Origin of the sequence: Agromyces seonyuensis, from assembly GCF_009789225.1 — a bacterium.
GTDB lineage: Bacteria > Actinomycetota > Actinomycetes > Actinomycetales > Microbacteriaceae > Agromyces > Agromyces seonyuensis.
In genome coordinates this window covers 1-20,449 of the sequence record NZ_WSTA01000032.1, presented here as the reverse complement: position 1 = coordinate 20,449, position 20,449 = coordinate 1, and the positions used below count along the sequence as shown (strand labels likewise).

The window sequence follows — 20,449 nt, the reverse complement described above, 5'->3', positions numbered from 1 at the left end:
TGCGGCGGAATGCCGCGAACGGCTAGCGTGGGCCCCGTGCCGCCGCGTCCTCTCGCCGGCCGGATCCCCGTGACCCGGCTCACCCCGTCCCTGCCCGATCCGCGCTGGTCGCCGAAGGCCTTCGTCACGGAGGTCGTGCCCTTCGGCGCGACCGTATTCCGCGAGGGGCATGACCTCGTCGGCGCCTACGTGACGCTGACCTCGCCAGGCGGTTCGAGCACGCGGCATCCGATGTCGGAGGCCGGCAAGGGCCTCGATCGCTGGGAGGTCTCGGCGCAGCTCGACGAGCCGGGGATCTGGACCTGGACCGTCACGGGCTACGGCGACGACTGGGCGACGTGGCGGCACGACGCGGGCATCAAGATCGACGCGGGCGTCGACGTCGAGCTCATGTACGAGATCGGCGCGCGGCTGCTCGAGGGCGCTGCGGCCGACACCGCCCGTCCGGCGGCGGTCCGTCGTCGACTGACGACCGCCGCGAAGACCGCGCGCACCCCGGCGCCGACCCCGGCGATCCGCCGCAAGCGCCGCGGCGTCATCGACGACCCGCACCTCGCGGCCGAGTTCCGCATCCGTCCGCTCGCGCACCTGCGCACCGAGTCGAAGCCGCAGACCCTCCGAGTCGAGCCGCGCATCGCGGGCGTCGGCTCCTGGTACGAGTTCTTCCCGCGCTCCGAGGGCGCCGTGCAGCGCGCCGACGGCTCCTGGCAGTCGGGCACCTTCCGCACCGCGGTCGACCGTCTCGACGGGGTCGCCGCGATGGGTTTCGACGTGCTCTACCTGCCCCCGATCCACCCGATCGGCACGGCGTTCCGCAAGGGCCGCAACAACACGCTCGACCCGGGACCGCACGATCCGGGCTCGCCGTGGGCGATCGGCTCCGCCGACGGCGGCCACGACACCGTGCATCCCGAGCTCGGCACCCTCGAGGACTTCCGCGCGTTCGTCGAGGAGGCGTCCGGGCGGGGCATCCGCATCGCCCTCGACCTCGCCCTCCAGGTCTCCCCCGACCACCCGTGGGTGCAGCAGCATCCGAAGTGGTTCACGCACCTGCCCGACGGCACGATCGCGTTCGCGGAGAACCCGCCGAAGAAGTACCAGGACATCTACCCGATCAACTTCGACCACGACCCGAACGGCATCCTCCGCGAGGTCGAGCGCATCGTGCGCCATTGGATGGCCCAGGGCGTGCGCATCTTCCGCGTCGACAACCCCCACACGAAGCCGCTCTGGTTCTGGGAGGCCCTGATCGGCCGCATCAACGCGACCGACCCCGACGTCGTCTTCCTCGCCGAGGCGTTCACTCGGCCGCCCATGCTGCACGCGCTCGCGATGGTCGGGTTCCAGCAGTCCTATTCGTACTTCACCTGGCGCAACACCAAGGAGGAGCTCGAGGACTATCTGAGCGAGCTCTCGCACGTCTCGAGCGCGTTCCTCCGCCCGAACCTGTTCGTCAACACCCCCGACATCCTCACCGCCTACCTCCAGTACGGCGGGCCCGCGGCGTTCTCGATCCGCGCGACCATCGCGGCGACGGCCGCGCCCGTGTGGGGCGTCTACTCCGGGTTCGAGCTGTTCGAATCGGTCGCCCGTCCCGGCGCCGAGGAGGCCATCGACAACGAGAAGTACGAGTACAAGCCGCGCGACTTCGCCCGCGCGGAGGCGGAAGGCAAGTCCCTCGCGCTCTACCTCGGCATCCTGAACCGCATCCGGGCCGACCACCCCGCCCTGGCGCAACTGCGCAACCTGCACGTGCACCGCTCCGACGACGACGCGGTGCTCGTCTACTCGAAGCGCCTCGACGGCGCGTTCACCGCATCGGGCGTGGACGACACCGTGATCGTCGTCGTCAACACCGACCCGCACTCGGTGCGCGAGACGACCGTGCACCTGGACGCGGCGGCCCTCGGCCTCGAGCCGGGGGCGCGCTTCACCGTGCGCGACCTCGTCACCGACGAGACCTGGCAGTGGGGCGGCGACGACTTCGTGCGTCTCGATTCGTTCACGAGGCCCGCGCACATCCTCGAGGTGGTGCAGGATGACTGAACCCGCCGACGGCCGGAAGGATGCAGTGAGCCCCACCACGAACGCACCAGTCCCGAACCTCCCCCGCACGGACCTCCCGGCGCCCGGTGCGCCGATCGTCCCGCCGACATCCGAGCCGCCCGCCCCGGCAGCCCCTCCGGCGCGCGAGTCCGTCGACGCCGGCGTCCTCGCCGCGATCGGCGAGGGGCGCTACTACGCCCCGCACGGCGTGCTGGGCCTGCACGAGGGCCCCGACGGCTCCGGCGGGCGCGAGCGCATCATCCGCACGCGCCGCCCGCTCGCATCCGCCGTGGATGCCGTGCTCGCCGACGGCGAGCGGCTCGCGCTCGAGCACGTCGGCTCGGGCGTCTGGGAGGGTCGCGGCCCGTTCGCGCCGCAGGACTACCTGCTCGAGGCCCGCTACGACGACGGCAGCGAGTGGACGAGCGACGACCCGTACCGCTTCCCGCCGACCCTCGGCGAGCTCGACCTGCACCTCATCGGGGAAGGCCGGCACGAGGAGCTGTGGCGGGTCCTCGGCGCCCACGTGCGCGACGTGCGCGCGAGCGCCCCTGAGGCGGCCCCCGTCGCCGGGGCGTCCTTCGCCGTCTGGGCGCCGCACGCGCAGGCCGTGCGGGTCGTCGGCGACTTCAACCGCTGGGACGGCACGGGCCATGCCATGCGCAGCCTCGGCTCGTCGGGCGTGTGGGAGCTCTTCGTGCCGGCGCTCGGCGTCGGCAGCACCTACAAGTTCGAACTGCTCACGCGTGCCGGCGAGTGGATCGCCAAGGCCGACCCCATGGCGCGCGCCGCCGAGGTCCCGCCGGCGACCGCATCCGTCATCGCCCACGCGACGCACGAGTGGTCCGATGACGACTGGATGCGCGCTCGGGCCGAGCACAACCCGCACCTCGGGCCCATGAGCGTCTACGAACTGCACCTCGGCTCGTGGCGGCCCGGCAAGGGCTACCGCGAGATCGCCGACGAGCTCATCGAGTACGTGCAGTGGCTCGGCTACACGCACGTCGAGTTCCTCCCGCTCGCGGAGCATCCGTTCGGCGGTTCGTGGGGCTATCAGGTCACCGGCTACTACGCACCGACGTCGCGATTCGGCTCCCCCGACGACCTGCGCTACCTGATCGATCGGCTCCACCAGGCGGGCATCGGCGTGCTGCTGGACTGGGTGCCCGGCCACTTCCCGAAGGATGCCTGGGCGCTGGCGAGGTTCGACGGCGAAGCCCTCTACGAGCATCCCGACCCCCGCCGCGGCGAGCAGCTCGACTGGGGCACTCTGGTCTTCGACTTCGGCGAGCCGCGCGTGCGCAACTTCCTCGTCGCCAACGCGACCTACTGGCTCGAGGAGTTCCACGTCGACGGACTCCGCGTCGACGCGGTCGCCTCGATGCTCTACCTCGACTACTCGCGCAAGGCCGGCGAGTGGGAGCCGAACCGCTACGGCGGCCGCGAGAACCTCGAGGCGATCTCGTTCCTCCAGGAGGCGAACGCCACGGCCTACCGGCGTTCGCCGGGCGTCGTGATGATCGCCGAGGAGTCGACGAGCTGGGGCGGCGTCACCGCACCGACCTCCGGCGGCGGCCTCGGCTTCGGACTGAAGTGGAACATGGGGTGGATGCACGACACGCTGCAGTACATCCACACCGACCCGCTCTACCGCTCGCACCACCACGGCGAGCTGACCTTCTCCTTCGTCTACGCATTCAGCGAGCACTTCCTGCTGCCGATCAGCCACGACGAGGTCGTGCACGGCAAGGGCTCGCTGCTCGCGAAGATGCCCGGCGACCACGACGAGCAGCTCGCCAACGCGCGCGCCTACCTCGCCTACATGTGGGCGCACCCCGGCAAGCAGCTGCTCTTCATGGGGCAGGAGTTCGGCCAGCTCAGCGAGTGGAGCGAGGCCCGCGGCCTCGACTGGTGGATGCTCGACCAGCCCGGTCACCGCGCGCTCGCGGAGTTCGTCGGCCGGCTCAACGCGCTCTACCGCGAGACGCCCGCGCTGTGGGCGCTCGATCACGACCCGTCCGGGCTCGAAGTCGTCGACGGCGGTGCGGCGGCCGAGTCGGTGCTCGCGTTCCTCCGCTTCGACGGCGACGGCCGGCCGCTGCTGTTCGTCGCGAACTTCTCCGGCCTCGACCAGGTCGGCTATCGCATCGGACTGCCGTCCGCAGGGCGCTGGCGCGAGGTCCTGAACTCCGATGCGAGCGAGTTCGGCGGCCGCGGCGCCGGCAACCTCGGCGGCGTCGACGCCCTCCCGGAGCCCTACCGCGGGCGCCCGGCCTCGGCGACCATCACGATTCCCGCCCGCGGCGCCCTCTGGCTCGTGCCGGAGGACTGAAGCAACCCGCTGGTCGAGTAGCGAGCGCAGCGAGCGTATCGAGACTTCGTGAGTCGCCTCACGAGGTCTCGATACGACCGGCGGCGGCCTCGCTCAGAACAGCAGGTTCGTGAGGCGCCGTCGGGCGGCGATCACCCGCGGGTCCTCGACGCCGACGATCTCGAAGTACTCGAGCAGTCGCTCGCGCAGGCGGTTCTTGTCCTCCTGGGCCAGGCTCGGGAACAGCCCGAGGAGGCGATCGAAGGCGTCGGGCACGTGTCCGCCCGACAGGTCGAGGTCGGCGACGGCGAGCTGCGCGTCGGCGTCCTGCGGCGCCGCGGCGGCCGCGGCCCGGATCTCGTCGGCCGTGGCGCCCTGGAGCCTGGCGAGCAGGCTCACCTGCGCGAGGCCGGCGACCGCGAGGGCGTCGCGCGGGTTCTGGGCGATGGCGGTCTTGTACGCCGTCACCGCGGCGGCGAAATCGCCCCGGTCGATGGCGTCGTACGCCTCCTGGTGCAGCGGCGGGAGCGGCTCGGGTTCGGCTTCCTCGGCCGGGTCGGCGCCGTCGACGTGCACGCGGCCCGAGACGCCGTTCTGCGCGGCGAGCTGAGCGAGCTGGTCGAGCAGCTGGCCGATGACGTCCTCGGGCTGCGTTCCCTGGAAGAGCGGCACCGGCTGGCCGCCGACGATCGCGATGGCGGTGGGCACCGCCTGCGCCTGCAGGGATTGCACGAGCTGCGGGCTCGTCTCCGCCTCGACCGGCGCGAGCACGACGCTCCCGGCGCGCTGCGTCACCTGACGCTCGAACGCCTCGACGAGCTCGCTCGACTCGGGCGCGCGCTGCGACCAGAGCACGACGACGACGGGCACCACTCGCGAGAGCTCGAGGAGCGGGCCGAAGGTGCGGTCGTCCGCCGCCATGACGAGGCCCGGCACCGTGACGGCCTCGCCGCCGGGACCGCCCGGGGCGCCGGGCGCCGGCGGCGCCGGACGGTCGACGAGGCTCGACAGGTCGACGGCCCCGCGCAGATTGCCCGGGGTGGGGGGAAGATCGGTCACGGGACCTCCGATGCGGCGATGAGGCTCTCGGCCCAGCCGAGTACGCGGATCTGTTCGTCCGAGCCGACGCCCGGGACGTAGTAGAGCACCTGCAGGCCGGTGGTGTGCTGCACGCCCTTGGCGCTCGCGTTCGTGAACCCGGAGAGCGCCGCGCGCGGTCCTCCCTCCTGGAAGGCGACCGTGCCGCCCTCGTTCGGGACGGCTTTCTCGGTCTGCTCGACGGTGCCGACGACGAGCGCGCCGGCGTCGACCGTGCCGAGAGCGTAGGTCGCCCCGGTGCCGCCCTTCGTCGCGAAGCTCACCGTGACGGTGGCATCCGACTCCGCCTGCGTCTGCTGCTGCCCGGCGGTGCCGTACTTCGCGACGAGCTGGTCGCCGTCGGTCTGGAAGAGCGGCCAGAACTGCGACGCGTCGCCCGAGGTCAGGATGTCGGCGTAGTCCGGCGAGACTTGCACCGGCGGGGCGAGCACGCCCTTGTTGTCGTCCGAGACCTTCGGCGCGCCGACGGTCGCCGGGGCGACGTCGGGGAACTGCGCCGCGGGCGCCATCGACATGGCGTAGACGACGTGGTAGTTCGAACGAGGATCGTCCTGGACGAGCATCATCGCCGTCTGAGGCACGGTCGGGTCGTCGCCGTTCTTCGCGACGACGAACACTGACCGCGGCCACTCGGTCGACTGCTGCGGGAGCACCACCTCGAGCGGGCCGGCCGACACCGCGACCGGGCCCGACTGGTCGGGCAACTGCTTGCGGATGGCGTAGTTCGTCTTCCGGGCGGTCAGGGCAGGGCCGGCGAACCGCCGGGCGGCGAGCTGCTCGTCGAGGGTCTCGTCGGCGGTCGCCGCGTTCTCCGCGATGCGCGCCATGATGAGCTCGAGCTGGGGCTCCGTCACGGCGGGCGGCGCGATCTCCGCTTCCTCGGCCGCATCGGCGGCCCGCTCCTCCGGGGCGAGCGTCGGCGTCGGCGTCGAGCCGTTGCCGTCGCCGAAGTCCGGCCAGTACTCGGCGGAGCATCCCGTGAGCGCGAGGAGCGGCACGAGCACGATCGCCCCGACCGCGGTGCGGGAGCGGCCGATCGAGCGACGCCCCGACGGCAGCGACTTCGGCCGGGGTCCGGTCGGCAGCTTCGAGCGCTTCGTGCCGGGATCGGTGCTCCGGCGGCGCGGGCCGCGGCCGCGACGGTGCTGGATGAACCCGAGGGCGAGCAGCACGAGGCCCGCGAGGAAGAACAGTCCGCCGAGCACGATGAGCGGTCCGGCCCAGGGCGTCGAGTTGTCGAGCGGCCAGGTCACGGAGATGTCCGCCGGCGCCGGCTGCGTGCCGTCGGTCGCGATGAGCACCGCGATCCCCTCGGGCAGATCGAGCGTGCGGGCGACCGCCGTCTCGCCGGTGAACTCCTCGAGCCAGAGGTCGGAGCCGACGGGCGAGGGACCGGGTTCCGCCGCGGCGGCGTCCTCGGCCGGCGCGGTGGCCTCGGGGGTCGCCCGCGGCGTCTCGGTCGGCGCGGCCGTCTCGCCCGCGTCGGGCTCTTCTTCCTCGACCTGCGTCGGGTCGACGATCGAGGAGACGAGCTCGCCCTCGTCGTCGACTTCGAGGCTGGTGTAGACGAGATCCCCGAGCCACGCCTCGACGTCGGCCTCGCGACCGTAGGAGACGAAGACGGGGCTGCCGCCGGAGACCTCGATGGTCTGTTTGCCGTCGTAAGCGCCGAGCGCGTCGCCGTCGAGGACGACGAAGGCCGTCGGATCCTCGAGCTGGACGGACGCGGTCGCTCGATCGGGACCGAGGAACACCGTCCGTTCGGCGATGCCCAGTCCGATCATGACCGCCGCGACGAGGAACGCCGCGATGGCTAGCACGAATCGCACGAAGTAGTCCTCCAGTTCTGCGAACGACGCCCCAGCCTAGCGAGGCTGTCTGGACGTCGTCCAACAGGGTCCCGAGTCGTCCCCTTCCCCGGTGCGTTGCGGGGCCGTCTCGGCCCTAGAATCATCTGAGTCCCGCGAACCGCCCCCGAACGCGGGTGACCCGGAGGAACCCCCATGGCCGTCGAAGAGAGCGAATTCACCCAGGTATTCCGCGGATACGACAAGGACGAGGTCGACAAGTCGCTGCAGGCGCTTCGTCGGGACCTCATGGCAGCGAACAGCGCCTCGTCCGACCTCGTCCGCGAGAACAAGCGGCTCCTGACCCGCATCGACGACCTCAACGCCGAACTCGAAGAGGTCGGCAACCCGACCTTCTCGGGCCTCGGCACCCGCCTCGAGAACACCCTCCGCGTGGCCGAGGAGCAGTCGACGCGCCTCATCGCGCAGGCCGACATCGACGCCGAGACGCTCCGCCGCTCCGCGCAGGACGACGCCGCGGTCATGAAGTCCGACGCCGCCGAGCTCGCCGAGCGCACCATCGCCGAGGCGAACGCCCAGGCGGCCCGCACGCTCGAGAACTCCCGCGTCGAAGCCGATGACACCGTCGCCCGCGCCATCGAGACCAGCGAGCAGCTCCGCCAGGACGCGGCGCGCGACGCGCAGGCGATCCGCAGCCAGGCCGCCACCGAGGCCGCCGAGCTCCGCTCGAGTGCGAAGCGCGAGGCGCAGGCCACGCTCTCCGACTCCGAGCGCCGTGCCAACGAGGTGCTCGCCTCCGCGAAGGCCGAAGAGGCGAACGCCCGCCGCACGGCCGAGGGCCTCCAGGCCGAGACCGAGCAGACTCGTGCCGAGGTCGCCGCCGAGCTCGACCGCGCCCGCGCCGAGGTCGCCAAGGACACCGAGCAGGCCCGCATCGACCTCGCGCAGGCCGACGAGCAGGCCCGCATCGACCTCGCCGCCCGCGAAGCCGACTCCCGCGCAGCGCTCGACGCCGAGATCAAGGAGCAGCGCCTCGCCCTCGAGCACGAGCTCGAGCAGGCCCGCACCGACCTCGAGCTCGAGCTCGCCCAGACCCGCGAGGCCGCCGAGCGCGACCGCGAGCAGGCGAAGGTCGACGCGAAGCGCACCCACGAGGCCGCCGTCGTCAAGCTCGAGGGCGAGCTCGAGCGCATCCGCGCCAAGCACGCCGCCGATCTCGAGCAGCAGCGCGCCGACCTCCACCTCGAGCAGGAGCAGGCCCGCGCCGACTTCGAGGCCGAGGCCGAGGCCGACCGCATCAACCTCGACAACCAGCTCACCGCCATGCGCAAGAAGACCACCCACGAGGTCGAGCGCATGCGCCGTGAGGTCGAGCAGGCCCGCATCGACCTCGACGCCGAGCTCGCGACGAAGCGCGACGAAGCCGAGCAGGAGCTGCTGGCGGCGCACAAGACCGCCGTCGCGGAGACGAAGGGCTTCCTCGACGAGGCGAACGCGGAGCTCGCCGAGGCGACCTCGCGCACGGCATCCGCCCGCGCCGAGTCCGAGCGCCTCGAGACCGAGGCGCGCGGCGACATCGCCGCCAAGCGCGACGCCGCCGACGACGAGGCGCGCGAGCGCATCGCCGCGGCCCACGGCCAGGCCCGCAAGCTCATCAGCGACGCCGAGGAGCGCTCGCGTGCGCTCGTCGCCGACGCCGAGGAGCGCCTCGCGCAGATCAAGATCGAGCGCGACTCGGTCGCCGGCTACTTCGAGGGCCTGCGCGCCATGCTCAACCAGGCGCAGGGCGTGGTCGAGAAGGACTGACGGACGAACGCACCGGAGCCCGGTCCGCCGAATGGCGGGCCGGGCTCCGTCGTTGTGCGGGGGCGGTACGCCCGCGATCGATCGATCAGGATGCGGGCGGCGGCCACTCGGTCGGCAGCGGCAGCGCCGCGGGGTGCACGGCGCCGACGATCTCGTCGAGCACGCGCTTGGTCTGCGTCTCCCCCACCCAGAGGTGACGTCCGCCGGCGACCGGCACGACCCGGATGTGCGGGACCGCGGCGAAGCGCTCGACGGCCTCGGCGGGCTGGAGGAAGTCGTCGTGCTCGGGGATGAGCGCGACGACGGGGATGTCGGCCGCGGCGTTCCAGGCGGCGAGCTCGTCCGCGCTCGTGCGGCGCAGCGGCGGTGAGAGCAGGATGACGCCGGCGGGCCGGTGCGCGAGGCCGTGCTTGAGCGCGAGCTCGGTGCCGAACGACCAGCCGACGAGCCACGGCGCGGGCAGACCGCGCTCCGCGACGAAGGCGAGCGCCGCATCCACGTCGTGCACCTCGGTCTCGCCGTCGCCGAACGCGCCCTCGCTCGTGCCGCGCGGCGACGTCGTGCCGCGCGTGTTGAAGCGGAGGACGGCGAGGTCGGCCAGTGCGGGCAGCCGCGCGGCGGCCTTGCGCAGGATGTGCGAGTCCATGAACCCGCCGTGCGTCGGCAGCGGGTGCAAGGTCACGAGCGTCGCGACGGGCTCGCGATCGGCCGGTAGCGCGAGCTCACCGACGAGCACGAGACCGTCGTCGGTGCGCAGCTCGATGTCCTCGCGTCGCGCGGGCAGTTCCACGGCGCCGCGGATCTCCACGGACGCGTCGGACTCGTTCATCGGACTCCGATCTTCCAGCAGTGCACGTGCCAGTGGCGGCGTGAGGCGAGGTCCGCCGCATCGCCGAGCACGCCGTCCGCGCGCCAGGCCACGAGATGCGCGACGCCGGGCTCGACATCGCCGCCGCAGCCGGGGCACGTGTAGGTCTTCAACGCCTGCGCGGCCGAGACGGGCTGCACGTTCCACTCGCGACCGCCGCGCGTCTCGGTGCGGCGCCAGCCGGCGGTGAGACGGTCGACGTCGAGCTCCTCGTGCCCGTCGCCTCGGCCCCGTTGCGAACGGGATCGGTTGGAGCGCGGCATGGGCCCGAGTCTACCGAGCCGGCGAGGCGGCATCGGCCGGGGTCAGTACCAGCCCTTGCTCTGCGAGTGGCCCCACGCGCCGCAGGGCGAGCCGTAGCGACCGATGACGTAGCCCAGGCCCCAGTTGACCTGCGTCTCGGCATTCGTCTCCCAGTCCACGCCGGCGCTCGCCATCTTCGACCCGGGAAGCGCCTGCGGGATGCCGTACGCGCCGCTGCCCGCGTTGTACGCGTTGACGCGCCAGCCGGATTCCTTGCTCCAGAGCGCGACGAGGCAGTCGAACTCGCCGCTGCCGAAGCCGCGGACCGCGAGGGCGTCGGCCGCGTAGGCCTGGGCGGAGCCGGGGTCCGGCGTCACGGCGGGCGGCGCCCATCCCGACGACGCGGTCGTCGACGGCGCCTTCTTCGCTTCGTAGCGGTACTCCTCGTCGTCATCGGCGACGGTGAGGCTGCCCTCGGCGGTGACGTCCTGCGACGCGGCGCCGAAGACGGAGCCCGTGCCTTCCGCCTCGGCGGGCTGGAGCGCCGTGGAGAACGGGCCCATGGCGTAGAGGATGCCCATCGAGGCGACGGCGAGGACCGCGAGGCCGGCGGTCATCCGCTGACGCAGCGAACGGGAGCGAACGGGTTTCGCGGGGGCGCTCAGCGCGTGCCGCGGGGTCGTCGCGTACGGATTGCCCGCGAGCTTCGCGGCGAGGAGCTGAGCATTCCTCGCTTCGATGTCCGAGGTTCCGGCGGTCGACGCGCTCTCTCCGGAATGCCTGCCCACGATCACACGATCGTAGCGGAGCGCGGGGCGGCGGACGAACCGCGGCTAGCGGACCGCGAGCATCACGTCGACGACGGCGTCGAGCAGCAGATCGACCTGCGCCTCGCGGTAGCCGCCGTATTGCGCGGGGAAGACCACGCCCCGCACCTCGTCGGCCGTGACCGGGCGCCCCTCTTCGAAGTACCGGCGGATCCGGTCGGCGAACTCGTCGACGTCGACGCGGTTGTAGCCCTTCGAGAGCGCCCCCACGCGCTCGAACCGCTGCCCTTCCGGGCGTCCCAGGCGGTTCGTGATGACCTGCGCCGTCTGCCGCGCCTCGGCGAGCCAGGCCTCGTCGCCGTGCAGGCGCGACACCTCGCCGCGTTCGCGGGCTGCGAAGGCGTCCTCGAGGCGCTCCAGCGCGGCATCCACGTGGGCGGTCGAGTAGCCGCCCTTCTGCATGCCGAAGGCGATCGTCTTGATCTGGTCGGCCGTCAGCCGCTCGCCGGACCGGGCGCGCCCCTCGAACGCCGCGCGCGCCCTCACGAGGAAGTCGTCGACCTCCACCATGCGATACCCGAGCTGGTTCTTCCGAGTGCGGGGGAAGGTCGACGTTTCCACGGCACCATTATGACTGCAGGTCGCTCGACGGGCGCTCGGCGCGCGAAGGACGCGCAGTCCGGTCGAGGTGCTAGGCGACGAGCAGGTACGCCAGATACGCGACGGCGGCCGAGGGCAGGATCGAGTCGAGACGGTCGAGGAACCCGCCGTGGCCGGGCAGCAGCGAGGACATGTCCTTGATGCCGAGATCGCGCTTGATCAGGGACTCCACGAGATCGCCCATGGTCGCCGCGAGCACGATCGCGATGCCGAACACGATGCCGAACCACCACTGCTGGTCCAGCGCGAAGAGGGCGAGCAGCACCGCGACGATCACGCCGAAGAGCATCCCGCCGCCGAAGCCCTCCCAGGTCTTCTTCGGGCTGATCACCGGAGCCATCTTGTGCTTGCCGAAGGACAGGCCGAAGATGTACGCCCCGACGTCGGTGGCGACCGCGATCGCGATGAACCCGAGGGTCCACCACTCGCCGCCGTCCTCCGCGGTCAGCAGCACGGCGAGCCCGCCGAGGAACGACACGTACGTGTTCACGAACGCGATGCCGGCGAGGTCGCCGAGCAGCCGCCGCCCCGTCGTGCGCTGCGACGGGGAGAACTGGATCGCGATCCGCCAGAGGGCCGTCAGCACGATCGCGCCGAGGAGCGTCGCGAGCAGGCCGCTCGGGCCGAGGAAGTAGGCGGCCGGCGGCACGAAGACCGATGCGACCGTCAACGGGATGCGCGGCACGTGCATCCCGCCCGTGCGCAGCGCGCTCGCGAGCTCCCAGACCGCGAAGCCCACGATCGCCATCACGAAGAGGACGAAGAGCCACTTCACGACGAACAGGCTGAGCAGGAGCAACCCGCCCGCGGCGAGCCCGATGAGGATCGCGAGGATCAGGTTGCGGCCGGCGCGGGCCTCGATGCGCTGCTCGAGGGCTTCGTACTGCGCCCGGGTCGCCTCGATCTGCTGATCGAGGTCGGCCTTCCGGGCGTGCATCTGCGCTCGGACCTCATCACGGGTGCGGCCGCGGCTCCGATCGCCGTCCGGCTCCCCCTCGGGGGTGCTCACTGGGGTCAGACCTCGAGGAGTTCGGCTTCCTTGCGCTTCAGCGCGTCGTCGATCGCGTCGACGTGGTGCTTCGTGATGCCCTCGAGCTCCTTCTCGGCACGGGCCACCTCGTCGTCGCCGACCTCGCCCTTGAGCGCGTCGAGCTCGTCCTTCGCCTTGCGACGGATGTTGCGGACCGAGACGCGGGCGTCCTCGGCCTTGGACTTGACGAGCTTCACGTAGTCGCGGCGACGCTCTTCGGTGAGCTCCGGCAGCGTGACTCGCACGATGTTGCCGTCGTTCGTGGGGTTCGCGCCGAGGTTCGGCATGTCGCGGATCGCCTGCTCGATGCCCTTGAGCGCCGACTTGTCGTACGGCGTCACCACGAGCGAGCGGGCCTCGGGGTTCGCGAGCGAGGCGAGCTGGCTGAGCGGCGTCGGCGTCCCGTAGTAGTCCACCAGGATCTTCTGGAAGAGCTGCGGGTTCGCGCGACCGGTGCGGACCGTGGCGAAGTCGTCCTTGGCGACCTCCACGGCCTTCGCCATGCGTGCGGTGGCATCCGACAAGACGTCCGAAGTCACGGTGTCTCCTTCTGGTCGATCAGGGAATTCCAGTCTAGTTCCAGACGTGCGCGCCGATGCGCCCGCCCACCGCCGCGCGAGCGCGGCGGGATCGTCTCAGTTCGAGACGAGGGTGCCGATCGGCTCGCCCGTGATGGCGCGCGTGACGTTGCCCGCGGGCTCCATCCCGAAGACCTGCATCGGCATCCCGTTGTCCATGCAGAGGCTGAAGGCCGTCGAGTCGACGACCTTGAGCCCCTGCTGGAGCGCGTCCTGATAGCTCACGTGCTCGAGCTTGACCGCGTCGGGGTTCGTGCGCGGGTCGTCGGAGTAGACGCCGTCGACGCCGTTCTTGGCGACGAGCACGACGTCGGCTCGGATCTCGAGCGCGCGCTGCGCGGCGACCGTGTCGGTCGAGAAGTACGGCAGACCGGCGCCCGCGCCGAAGATGACGACGCGGCCCTTCTCGAGGTGGCGCTCGGCGCGGAGCGGGATGTAGGGCTCCGCGACCTGCATCATCGAGATCGCGGACTGCACGCGCGTGTCGCATCCGGCCTGCTCGAGGAAATCCTGAAGGGCGAGGGAGTTCATGACGGTGCCGAGCATGCCCATGTAGTCGGCCCGACCGCGGTCCATGCCGCGCTGGCTGAGCTCGGCGCCGCGGAAGAAGTTGCCGCCGCCGACCACGATCGCGATCTCGACGGTCTTCGCGGCCTCGGCGATCTCGCGTGCCAACTGGCTCACGACGTCGGGGTTCACCCCGAGCGATCCGCCGCCGAACGCCTCCCCCGACAGCTTCAGCATCACACGGCGCTTGTGCGCGGTCTCGCTCATGGCGCAGTCCTTTCCCCTCGCGGAAGAATCTAGCGGGTGGGTCCCCGCTCGTGCGCGGGCGCGCCCGCGGCACCGGGCACGAGCATCCTCGAGCCCAGCGCGGGCAGTTCCGGGTCGGAACCTCCCGCGCGCATGGAAAGGGAGTCCGGACCCTGACGGATCCGGACTCCCTGTCGGCGACTTACGCCGTGGCCTTGAAGCGGGCGAACGCGGTCACGGTGAGACCGGCGTCGTCCAGGACCTTCTTGACCTGCTGCTTGTTGTCGCGAGCGTAGTCCTGCTCGAGGAGCGCGACCTGCTTGAAGAACGCGGTGAGGCGACCCTCGACGATCTTCGGCAGCGCGGCCTCGGGCTTGCCCTCGTTCTTGGAGATCTCCGTGACGAGCGCACGCTCCTTGTCGACGACCTCGGCCGGGACCTCGTCGCGCGAGATGAACGACGGGTCGAACATCGCGATGTGCTGGGCGATGGCGCGACCGGTCTCCTCGTCCGCGGTACCCGAGTACGAGACCACGACGCCGATCTGCGGGGGCAGGTCCTTCGAGGTCTTGTGCAGGTACACGGCGAAGTTGTCGCCCGAGAGCGTGACGGCGCGCGTGAGCACGACCTTCTCGCCCAGCGTGGCGGCCTGCTCGTCGATGACCTCGCCGACGGTCTTGCCGTCGACGGGGGCGGCGAGAGCCGACTCGACGTCGACCGCACCGGCGGCGGCGACGGCGTCGAGCACCTTCTCCGCGAGCGCGATGAACTTGTCGTTCTTCGCGACGAAGTCGGTCTCGCAGGCGAGCTGGATCATCGTGTAGCCGGCGGGCGACTCCTTGGCGGCGACGAGGCCCTCCGCGGTGTCGCGGTCGGCACGCTTCGCGTTGCCCTTCGCGCCCTTGAGACGGAGGATCTCGGTGGCCTTCTCGAGGTCGCCGTCGGCCTCCTCGAGCGCCTTCTTGGTGTCGACCATGCCCGTGCCGAGCTGCTCGCGCAGGGCCTTGATGTCGGCGATGCTGATTGCCATTGCGGCGTTCTCCTTCGGTGTTGGAGGTGAGCTGGCGCCGGGTGATTACTCGGCGGAAGCGGCGTCGGCCTCGGCGACGACCTCGGCCGCCTCCTCCTTGGCCTCGGCGACGGTCTCGGCGACCTTCTCGGTCTCGGCCGAGCCCTCGACCGGCGCGCCGGCCTGGAGGAGCTCCTGCTCCCACTCGGCGAGCGGCTCGACGGCGGAGACGTTGCCGCCCTCTTCCGGCTTCTGGTGGCGCTCGATGAGGCCCTCGGCCGCGGCGTCGGCGACGATGCGGGTCAGGAGCGCGACGGAGCGGATGGCGTCGTCGTTGCCCGGGATCGGGTACTGGACCTCGTCGGGGTCGCAGTTGGTGTCGAGGATGCCGATGACGGGGATGCCGAGCTTCTTGGCCTCGTCGATCGCGAGGTGCTCCTTCTTGGTGTCCACGACCCACAGCGCCGACGGCGTCTTGGTGAGGTTGCGGATGCCGCCGAGCGACTTGTGGAGCTTGTCGAGCTCGCGCTTCTTGAGGAGGAGCTCCTTCTTGGTGAAGCCCGAGGAGGTGCCCTCGAAGTCGAGCTCCTCGAGCTCCTTCATGCGGGCGAGACGCTTCGACACCGTCGAGAAGTTGGTGAGGAGGCCGCCGAGCCAGCGCTGGTTCACGTAGGGCTGGCCGACGCGCGTCGCCTGCTCGGCGATGGTCTCCTGGGCCTGCTTCTTCGTGCCGACGAAGAGGATGGTGCCGCCGTGCGCGACCGTCTCCTTGACGAAGTCGTAGGCCTTGTCGATGAAGGCGAGCGACTGCTGGAGGTCGATGATGTAGATGCCGGAACGCTCCGTGAAGATGAAGCGCTTCATCTTCGGGTTCCAACGGCGGGTCTGGTGTCCGAAGTGGACGCCGCTGTCGAGCAGCTGGCGAATGGTGACGACGGCCATGGCCGTACTCCTTCTGTTCTCGGTTGACGCCCCGCCGGCGGCGGGGCCCTGGCGCCGGGCGCGGCCCCCGGCCCGCGGTCGCGCCCGTGCCGAAGCCGGGTGCGGTGCGGGACCGAATGGGAGCTGCCGCCGAGTGGCGCGCGAAGTCATCGCGACGAGCGCGATGCAGCGACCATCCTAGCAGACCGGGATGCTCCTCCCCCGCGGGCCGAGAGCCCCGCCGATCCCCGCTCGCACGTCCGGTCGTCCGGCCGCCGGTGCGAGCGAGCACGCTCGTCGAGTGACCCGATCCTCCCGCACCGTGCTGCGAACCCGATGGATGCCTCTGCCCGTCGTGCTCGCCCTCGCCCTCCTGCTCGTGGGCGGCGGGGCAGCGGCGGCGGTCCCTCCCGCCGCGCCTGCACGTGGGGCCGGCATCGGTTCCGTCGAGTCGGAACCGTTCGTCGCAGGCGGGGCAGCGGTCGGCAGTCCGCGGTCGGCCGTGAGCGCACCGCCCGCGCACTCATCGTCGTCGGCGAGCACGGCGTCGGGATGGGCCTGGCCGGTGTCCCCGCCGATCCGGGTGCGCGCGCCCTACCGCGCTCCGGAGCATCCCTACGGCCCCGGCCATCGAGGCATCGACCTGGACGCCGCGTTCGGCTCCGAGGTGCGCGCGCCGGCTTCCGGCGTCGTCTCGTTCGCGGGGATGGTCGCCGGCCGTCCCGTGGTCTCGATCACGCACGGCGACGGCATCGTCTCTTCGTTCGAGCCCGTGGCGGGAACCCTGGCGGCAGGCGACGAGGTCGCCGCGGGCGCCGTCATCGGGACCGTCGGTACGGTCGGCCACTGCGAGGACTGCGTGCACCTCGGCGTACGGGTCGACGGCGTCTACGTCTCGCCGCTCGTCTTCCTCGGCGGGCTGCCGCGAGCGGTGCTGCTGCCGCTCGAGTGAACCGGCCGGTCCGACGGGCCGAGTTGCGACCGATCGACGAGGGCGGTGCCCCTAGGCCCGCGGATGCGCGGTGCGGTAGCCCTCCCGCAGGCGCTCGGCGGAGACGTGGGTGTAGATCTGCGTCGTGCCGAGGCTCGCGTGGCCGAGGAACTCCTGCACGCTACGCAGGTCGGCACCGCCGTCGAGCAGGTGCGTCGCGGCGGTGTGACGGAACGCGTGCGGCCCGCTCGGGCCGGAACCGGGGAGTTCGGCGAGCAGTCGCTCCACCAGACGGCGGACGACGCGCTGATCGATGCGGGCGCCGCGTGCACCGAGGAAGAGCGCCGCCTCGACCCGCGGCGTCGCGCCGCCGTCGGCCGTGCGGACCATCGCGGCCCGCAGCAGCGCCGGCCGGCCCCCATCGATCCAGCGGTCGAGCGCCCGCGCGGCCGGCAGTCCGTATGGCACGACGCGCTCCTTGCCGCCCTTGCCGAGCACCCGCACCGTGCGCGCGCCGCGGTCGATCGAGCCGAGGTCGAGGCCCACGAGCTCGGCGACGCGGAGCCCCGCCGCGTAGAGCAGTTCGACCATGGCCGCGTCGCGGACGGCCACGGGCTCGCCCTCGGCGGCGGCCGCGCCGAGTTCGTCGAACAGGCCGCCGAGGGGTTCGGCGGCCAGCACGCGCGGGAGCGGACGGCGGGACCTCGGCGACTGCAGCCGCGCGCCGACGTCCGCCGGGACGAGGTCGCGGCGCTCGAGCCAGGCGGTGAAGCCGCGCGCGGCCGCGGCGCGTCGGGCGACGGTCGCCTTCGCGAGCCCGGCCTCGGTCAACGCCCAGAGCCAGTCGCGCAGCAGCGCCAGGTCGAGGTCGTCGACCGACTCGACGCCGCGCTCCCGGGAGAACTCGGCGAGGGCCGCGAGATCGACCTCGTAGGCGCGCACCGTATTGGCGGACGCGCCGCGCTCGAAACGCACGGCCTCCAGGTACTCGGCGATCGCTTCGGGGAGCTGCACCCCTCCAGCATCCGGCCGATCGCCGACATCCACGACCCGACGCGCGGTACCGGTCGGCGGCGCTCCGCCCCCAACGCCCGGTCGGCGCGCTCGGCGCGAGCGGCTTCGTTCAGCGCTTGCGGCTGAACTTGTCGAGCCGACCGACGTCGTCGAGGCCCTCGAGGCGCTCGGTGAACGCCTCGTCGAAGAGCGACATCCGGCGCTCCTCGGAGACCGGGATCGTCGAGACCGTCACGTCGGCGCCGCGGAGTTCGACGAGGTCGAAGCTTCGACCGCCGTCGATGCCGACGAGCCCGCGCGGACCGGCCGAAGCATCCAGCGTGTAGGCCGTGGCCCCGGCGACGGAGACCGGCACGCCCGCGAACGTGCTCGTGGTCGAGTAGTGGAGGTGCCCCCCGAGGATGAGCCGCACGTCGCTGCCGGCGACGAGGTCGGCGAGAGCATCCTGTCCGCGCAGCTCGAGCACGTCCATCATCGACAGCGGCGAGGCGATCGGCGCATGGTGCAGGGCGAGCACCGTGCCGTGCGGCGCCGGGGTCGACAGGATGCCTGCGAGCCACGCCGCCCGGTCCGCGTCGAGTTCGCCGTGGTGGAACCCGGGCACCGTCGAGTCGAGCGCGATGATGCGCAGCCCGTCGATCTCGTGCACGATGTCGACCGGACCGCCCGGGACCGCACCGGCCGCAGCCGGCTCGCCGAGCAGGTGTTCGCGGAACGGCGCGCGCTCGTCGTGGTTGCCGATCACCCAGACGAGCCGCGCGCCGAGTGCCTCGGCGACGGGCTCGAGGGCGGCGCGCGCCCTCGCGTACGAGTCGGCGCTCGCGTCGTCGGAGATGTCGCCCGTCGCGACGATCGCGGCGACCGGCATCCGGAGCCCGCCGAGTCGGGCGGCGAGCCGATCGACGGCGGCCTGGGTATCGACGCCGCCCGGCAGCGGCGCACCGCCCGCGTTCAGATGCGTGTCGCTGACGTGGACGATCGTGCGCTCGGGTGCGGAGGAGCGGCCGAAGCGGTGCGGGATGCTCGCCATGCCGCCAGCGTAGGGCCACGCCTGCCGACCGGCGAGGCGCGAGGACCACCGCGGGGGCCCGCTCCGCCCATGGTCAACCGGTCCGCACCCATCCGCCGCCCCGCTCCGCGACGTCGCCCGACAGCGCGAGCCGCCCGAGCGCCCCGCGCACGACGACCGGCTCCAGTCCGGCGCGCCGGGCGAGTTCGGCGACCGGGTACGGGGTGCGGGTCGACAGCGCATCGACGACGCGGAGACGGGTGTCGTCGCGGCGCTCGCCCGAGGGTCCGCCGGTGCTGCCGGCCTCCGGGCTGCCGTGCCCGCCGCGCAGCCGGCCCGGTTCCCCGCCTCCGGCGAGCTCCCAGACCTCCGCGGCGTTCGTGACGCACAGCGCGTCGTGCTCCCGGAGCAAGCGGTGGCTGCCGGACGAGCTCGGACTCGTCACCGGGCCGGGCACGGCGCCGAGCGGCCGACCGAGCTGGGCTGCGTGCGCGGCGGTGTTGAGCGAGCCGGAGCGGTGCCCGGCCTCCACGACGACGGTCGCCGCCGCAGCCGCCGCAATCAACCGATTGCGTTGCAGGAACCGCCATTTCGTCGGGGCGCTGCCGATCGGCACCTCACTCGCGACGGCACCGAGCGCCGCGACGCGGCCGAGCAGGTCCTCGTGGCCGGCCGGATAGAACCGGTCGACGCCGCCCGCGAGGAAGGCGACCGTGGTGCCGCCGGCGGCGAGCGCCGCGCGATGGGCCGCGCCGTCGATGCCGTACGCCCCGCCGGAGACGACGAGGCCGCCGCGCATCGCGAGGCCGTCGGCGAGTTCCCCGGCGACGAGCGTGCCGTACGACGTCGCGGCGCGCGCGCCGACGATCGCGACCGCGGTTCCGTCGAGGAGCGCCGACGGGCGGCCGCGCACCCACAGGGCGAGCGGTGCGTGGTCGCCGAGGTCGTCGAGCCCCGCGGGCCAGTCGGCATCGCCGGGCGCGAGGAGCGTCGCGCCGACGCGGGCCGCCTGCTCGAGCGACCGCGCGAACGCTGCGCGATCGAGACGGGGTCTCCAGCGTTCGAGCGCGGCGCGCGCGGCGGCGAGCGGCGCCGCTTCACCGGGGTCCGCCAGGAGCACCGCGAGCGCTTCCGGCGGTGGATCGGAGGCGACGAGTGCGGCGGCTTCGACCGGGCCGACCGCGGCGACGAGCCGGCCCGCGATGCCGTCGCCCGGTTCGACGAGGAACCCGAGGAAGGCGCGGGCGAGCGCGTCGTCGTGCTCGGCGTCCGACGCACCGCGCAGTCGTTCGAGCACGTCGGGGCGGGGTGCGAGGTCGAGTCGGTGCCTCATGCGGGGATGCCTTTCCGGAGCAGCAGCGCCCGGCCGACTTCGTCGGCCCCCGGACGGCCGCGGCCGTCGAGGTCGGCGAGCGACCAGGCGAGTTTGAGCGTGCGGTCGTAGCCGCGCATGGTGATGGCGCCGCGCTCGAGCGCGCGGTCGAGGTCGGCCGTCGCGGCGCCGCCCGGGTGGAACCCGCGACCGCGCAGCCACGGGCCCGGCACCTCGGCGTTCGTGCGCCAGGGGGTCCCGGCGAGCCGCTCGGCGGCGACCGCG

General features: G+C 72.4%; 19 protein-coding genes. 4 read left to right on the top strand and 15 right to left on the bottom strand.

Translation table 11 applies throughout. The features are described from left to right. The first annotated feature begins 9 nt into the window (after window positions 1-9). On the top strand, window positions 10-2,046 hold the full coding sequence (locus GB864_RS08810) for a maltotransferase domain-containing protein (protein ID WP_160424152.1): 2,037 nt from the start codon (window positions 10-12) through the stop codon (window positions 2,044-2,046). Beyond that, entirely contained in the window at window positions 2,039-4,378 is a 2,340-nt protein-coding gene (gene glgB, locus GB864_RS08805) for a 1,4-alpha-glucan branching protein GlgB (RefSeq protein WP_160424150.1), read from the top strand. The genes GB864_RS08810 and glgB overlap by 8 nt, the downstream gene beginning before the upstream one ends. A 93-nt stretch (window positions 4,379-4,471) precedes the next feature. Here the strand turns inward: glgB and GB864_RS18480 are convergent, their stop codons facing one another. Both GB864_RS18480 and GB864_RS18475 read right to left on the bottom strand, forming a co-directional pair. Further along, window positions 4,472-5,416 carry a tetratricopeptide repeat protein gene (locus tag GB864_RS18480; protein WP_160424148.1) on the bottom strand — a complete coding sequence of 315 codons (945 nt, stop codon included), beginning with the start codon at window positions 5,414-5,416 and terminating at the stop codon, window positions 4,472-4,474. Then, entirely contained in the window at window positions 5,413-7,284 is a 1,872-nt protein-coding gene (locus GB864_RS18475; protein WP_160424147.1) for a DUF8094 domain-containing protein, read from the bottom strand. The genes GB864_RS18480 and GB864_RS18475 overlap by 4 nt, the downstream gene beginning before the upstream one ends. A gap of 174 nt (window positions 7,285-7,458) precedes the next feature. Here GB864_RS18475 and GB864_RS08790 point away from each other — a divergent pair, with 174 nt between their 5' ends. Next, window positions 7,459-9,069, top strand: a complete 1,611-nt coding sequence (locus tag GB864_RS08790; protein WP_160424145.1) for a DivIVA domain-containing protein — start codon at window positions 7,459-7,461, stop codon at window positions 9,067-9,069. A gap of 85 nt (window positions 9,070-9,154) precedes the next feature. On the opposite strand, the gene GB864_RS08785 is transcribed toward GB864_RS08790, so the two are convergent. From GB864_RS08785 to rpsB, 9 genes are all read right to left on the bottom strand, one after another. After that, a complete protein-coding gene (locus GB864_RS08785; RefSeq protein ID WP_160424143.1) occupies window positions 9,155-9,898 on the bottom strand; it encodes an alpha/beta hydrolase in 744 nt (247 codons plus the stop codon). Beyond that, the gene (locus GB864_RS08780; protein ID WP_160424140.1) at window positions 9,895-10,200 is read right to left on the bottom strand and encodes a hypothetical protein; all 306 of its coding nucleotides are present in this window, start codon (window positions 10,198-10,200) and stop codon (window positions 9,895-9,897) included. Before GB864_RS08780 ends, GB864_RS08785 begins: the two co-directional genes overlap by 4 nt. Window positions 10,201-10,242: 42 nt before the next feature. After that, entirely contained in the window at window positions 10,243-10,797 is a 555-nt protein-coding gene (locus GB864_RS08775; RefSeq protein ID WP_236779004.1) for an aggregation-promoting factor C-terminal-like domain-containing protein, read from the bottom strand. Between the two features lie 216 nt (window positions 10,798-11,013). Further along, the gene (locus GB864_RS08770) at window positions 11,014-11,568 is read right to left on the bottom strand and encodes a DivIVA domain-containing protein (protein ID WP_336603935.1); all 555 of its coding nucleotides are present in this window, start codon (window positions 11,566-11,568) and stop codon (window positions 11,014-11,016) included. Window positions 11,569-11,638: 70 nt separating this feature from the next. Next, window positions 11,639-12,544 carry a phosphatidate cytidylyltransferase gene (locus GB864_RS08765; RefSeq protein WP_160424139.1) on the bottom strand — a complete coding sequence of 302 codons (906 nt, stop codon included), beginning with the start codon at window positions 12,542-12,544 and terminating at the stop codon, window positions 11,639-11,641. Between the two features lie 77 nt (window positions 12,545-12,621). Next, window positions 12,622-13,176, bottom strand: a complete 555-nt coding sequence (gene frr / locus GB864_RS08760; protein WP_160424137.1) for a ribosome recycling factor — start codon at window positions 13,174-13,176, stop codon at window positions 12,622-12,624. A gap of 96 nt (window positions 13,177-13,272) precedes the next feature. Then, window positions 13,273-13,989: a UMP kinase gene (pyrH, locus tag GB864_RS08755; protein ID WP_160424135.1), complete on the bottom strand. Its 717-nt coding sequence runs from the start codon at window positions 13,987-13,989 to the stop codon at window positions 13,273-13,275. Window positions 13,990-14,170: 181 nt separating this feature from the next. Then, entirely contained in the window at window positions 14,171-14,998 is an 828-nt protein-coding gene (gene tsf, locus GB864_RS08750; RefSeq protein WP_160424133.1) for a translation elongation factor Ts, read from the bottom strand. Window positions 14,999-15,043: 45 nt separating this feature from the next. After that, window positions 15,044-15,919, bottom strand: coding sequence for a 30S ribosomal protein S2 (gene rpsB, locus GB864_RS08745; RefSeq protein ID WP_160424131.1), 876 nt, complete (start codon window positions 15,917-15,919; stop codon window positions 15,044-15,046). A gap of 544 nt (window positions 15,920-16,463) precedes the next feature. Here rpsB and GB864_RS18945 point away from each other — a divergent pair. Then, the gene (locus tag GB864_RS18945) at window positions 16,464-16,850 is read left to right on the top strand and encodes a M23 family metallopeptidase (protein ID WP_336603934.1); all 387 of its coding nucleotides are present in this window, start codon (window positions 16,464-16,466) and stop codon (window positions 16,848-16,850) included. Window positions 16,851-16,901: 51 nt separating this feature from the next. On the opposite strand, the gene GB864_RS08735 is transcribed toward GB864_RS18945, so the two are convergent. The 4 genes from GB864_RS08735 to GB864_RS08720 form a co-directional block, all read right to left on the bottom strand. Continuing rightward, window positions 16,902-17,843, bottom strand: a complete 942-nt coding sequence (locus GB864_RS08735; RefSeq protein WP_160424129.1) for a tyrosine-type recombinase/integrase — start codon at window positions 17,841-17,843, stop codon at window positions 16,902-16,904. A 109-nt stretch (window positions 17,844-17,952) separates the two neighbouring features. Then, entirely contained in the window at window positions 17,953-18,873 is a 921-nt protein-coding gene (locus GB864_RS08730) for a metallophosphoesterase (RefSeq protein WP_160424127.1), read from the bottom strand. A 73-nt stretch (window positions 18,874-18,946) separates the two neighbouring features. After that, window positions 18,947-20,185, bottom strand: coding sequence for a DNA-processing protein DprA (dprA, locus tag GB864_RS08725; protein ID WP_160424125.1), 1,239 nt, complete (start codon window positions 20,183-20,185; stop codon window positions 18,947-18,949). After that, on the bottom strand, window positions 20,182-20,449 hold a 268-nt coding region (locus tag GB864_RS08720; protein ID WP_473808263.1), incomplete at its 5' end, for a magnesium chelatase subunit ChlI family protein. The genes GB864_RS08720 and dprA, both read right to left, overlap by 4 nt.

What these genes read in the sequence shown, in the direction of transcription:
- GB864_RS08810 (WP_160424152.1), top strand. Translation starts at nt 10, where the DNA reads ATGCCGCGAACGGCTAGCGTGGGCCCCGTGCCGCCGCGTCCTCTCGCC.
- glgB (WP_160424150.1), top strand. Translation starts at nt 2,039, where the DNA reads ATGACTGAACCCGCCGACGGCCGGAAGGATGCAGTGAGCCCCACCACG.
- GB864_RS08790 (WP_160424145.1), top strand. Translation starts at nt 7,459, where the DNA reads ATGGCCGTCGAAGAGAGCGAATTCACCCAGGTATTCCGCGGATACGAC.
- GB864_RS08785 (WP_160424143.1), bottom strand. Translation starts at nt 9,898, where the DNA reads ATGAACGAGTCCGACGCGTCCGTGGAGATCCGCGGCGCCGTGGAACTG.
- GB864_RS08780 (WP_160424140.1), bottom strand. Translation starts at nt 10,200, where the DNA reads ATGCCGCGCTCCAACCGATCCCGTTCGCAACGGGGCCGAGGCGACGGG.
- GB864_RS08775 (WP_236779004.1), bottom strand. Translation starts at nt 10,797, where the DNA reads ATGACCGCCGGCCTCGCGGTCCTCGCCGTCGCCTCGATGGGCATCCTC.
- GB864_RS08765 (WP_160424139.1), bottom strand. Translation starts at nt 12,544, where the DNA reads ATGCACGCCCGGAAGGCCGACCTCGATCAGCAGATCGAGGCGACCCGG.
- pyrH (WP_160424135.1), bottom strand. Translation starts at nt 13,989, where the DNA reads ATGAGCGAGACCGCGCACAAGCGCCGTGTGATGCTGAAGCTGTCGGGG.
- tsf (WP_160424133.1), bottom strand. Translation starts at nt 14,998, where the DNA reads ATGGCAATCAGCATCGCCGACATCAAGGCCCTGCGCGAGCAGCTCGGC.
- rpsB (WP_160424131.1), bottom strand. Translation starts at nt 15,919, where the DNA reads ATGGCCGTCGTCACCATTCGCCAGCTGCTCGACAGCGGCGTCCACTTC.
- GB864_RS08730 (WP_160424127.1), bottom strand. Translation starts at nt 18,873, where the DNA reads ATGGCGAGCATCCCGCACCGCTTCGGCCGCTCCTCCGCACCCGAGCGC.
- dprA (WP_160424125.1), bottom strand. Translation starts at nt 20,185, where the DNA reads ATGAGGCACCGACTCGACCTCGCACCCCGCCCCGACGTGCTCGAACGA.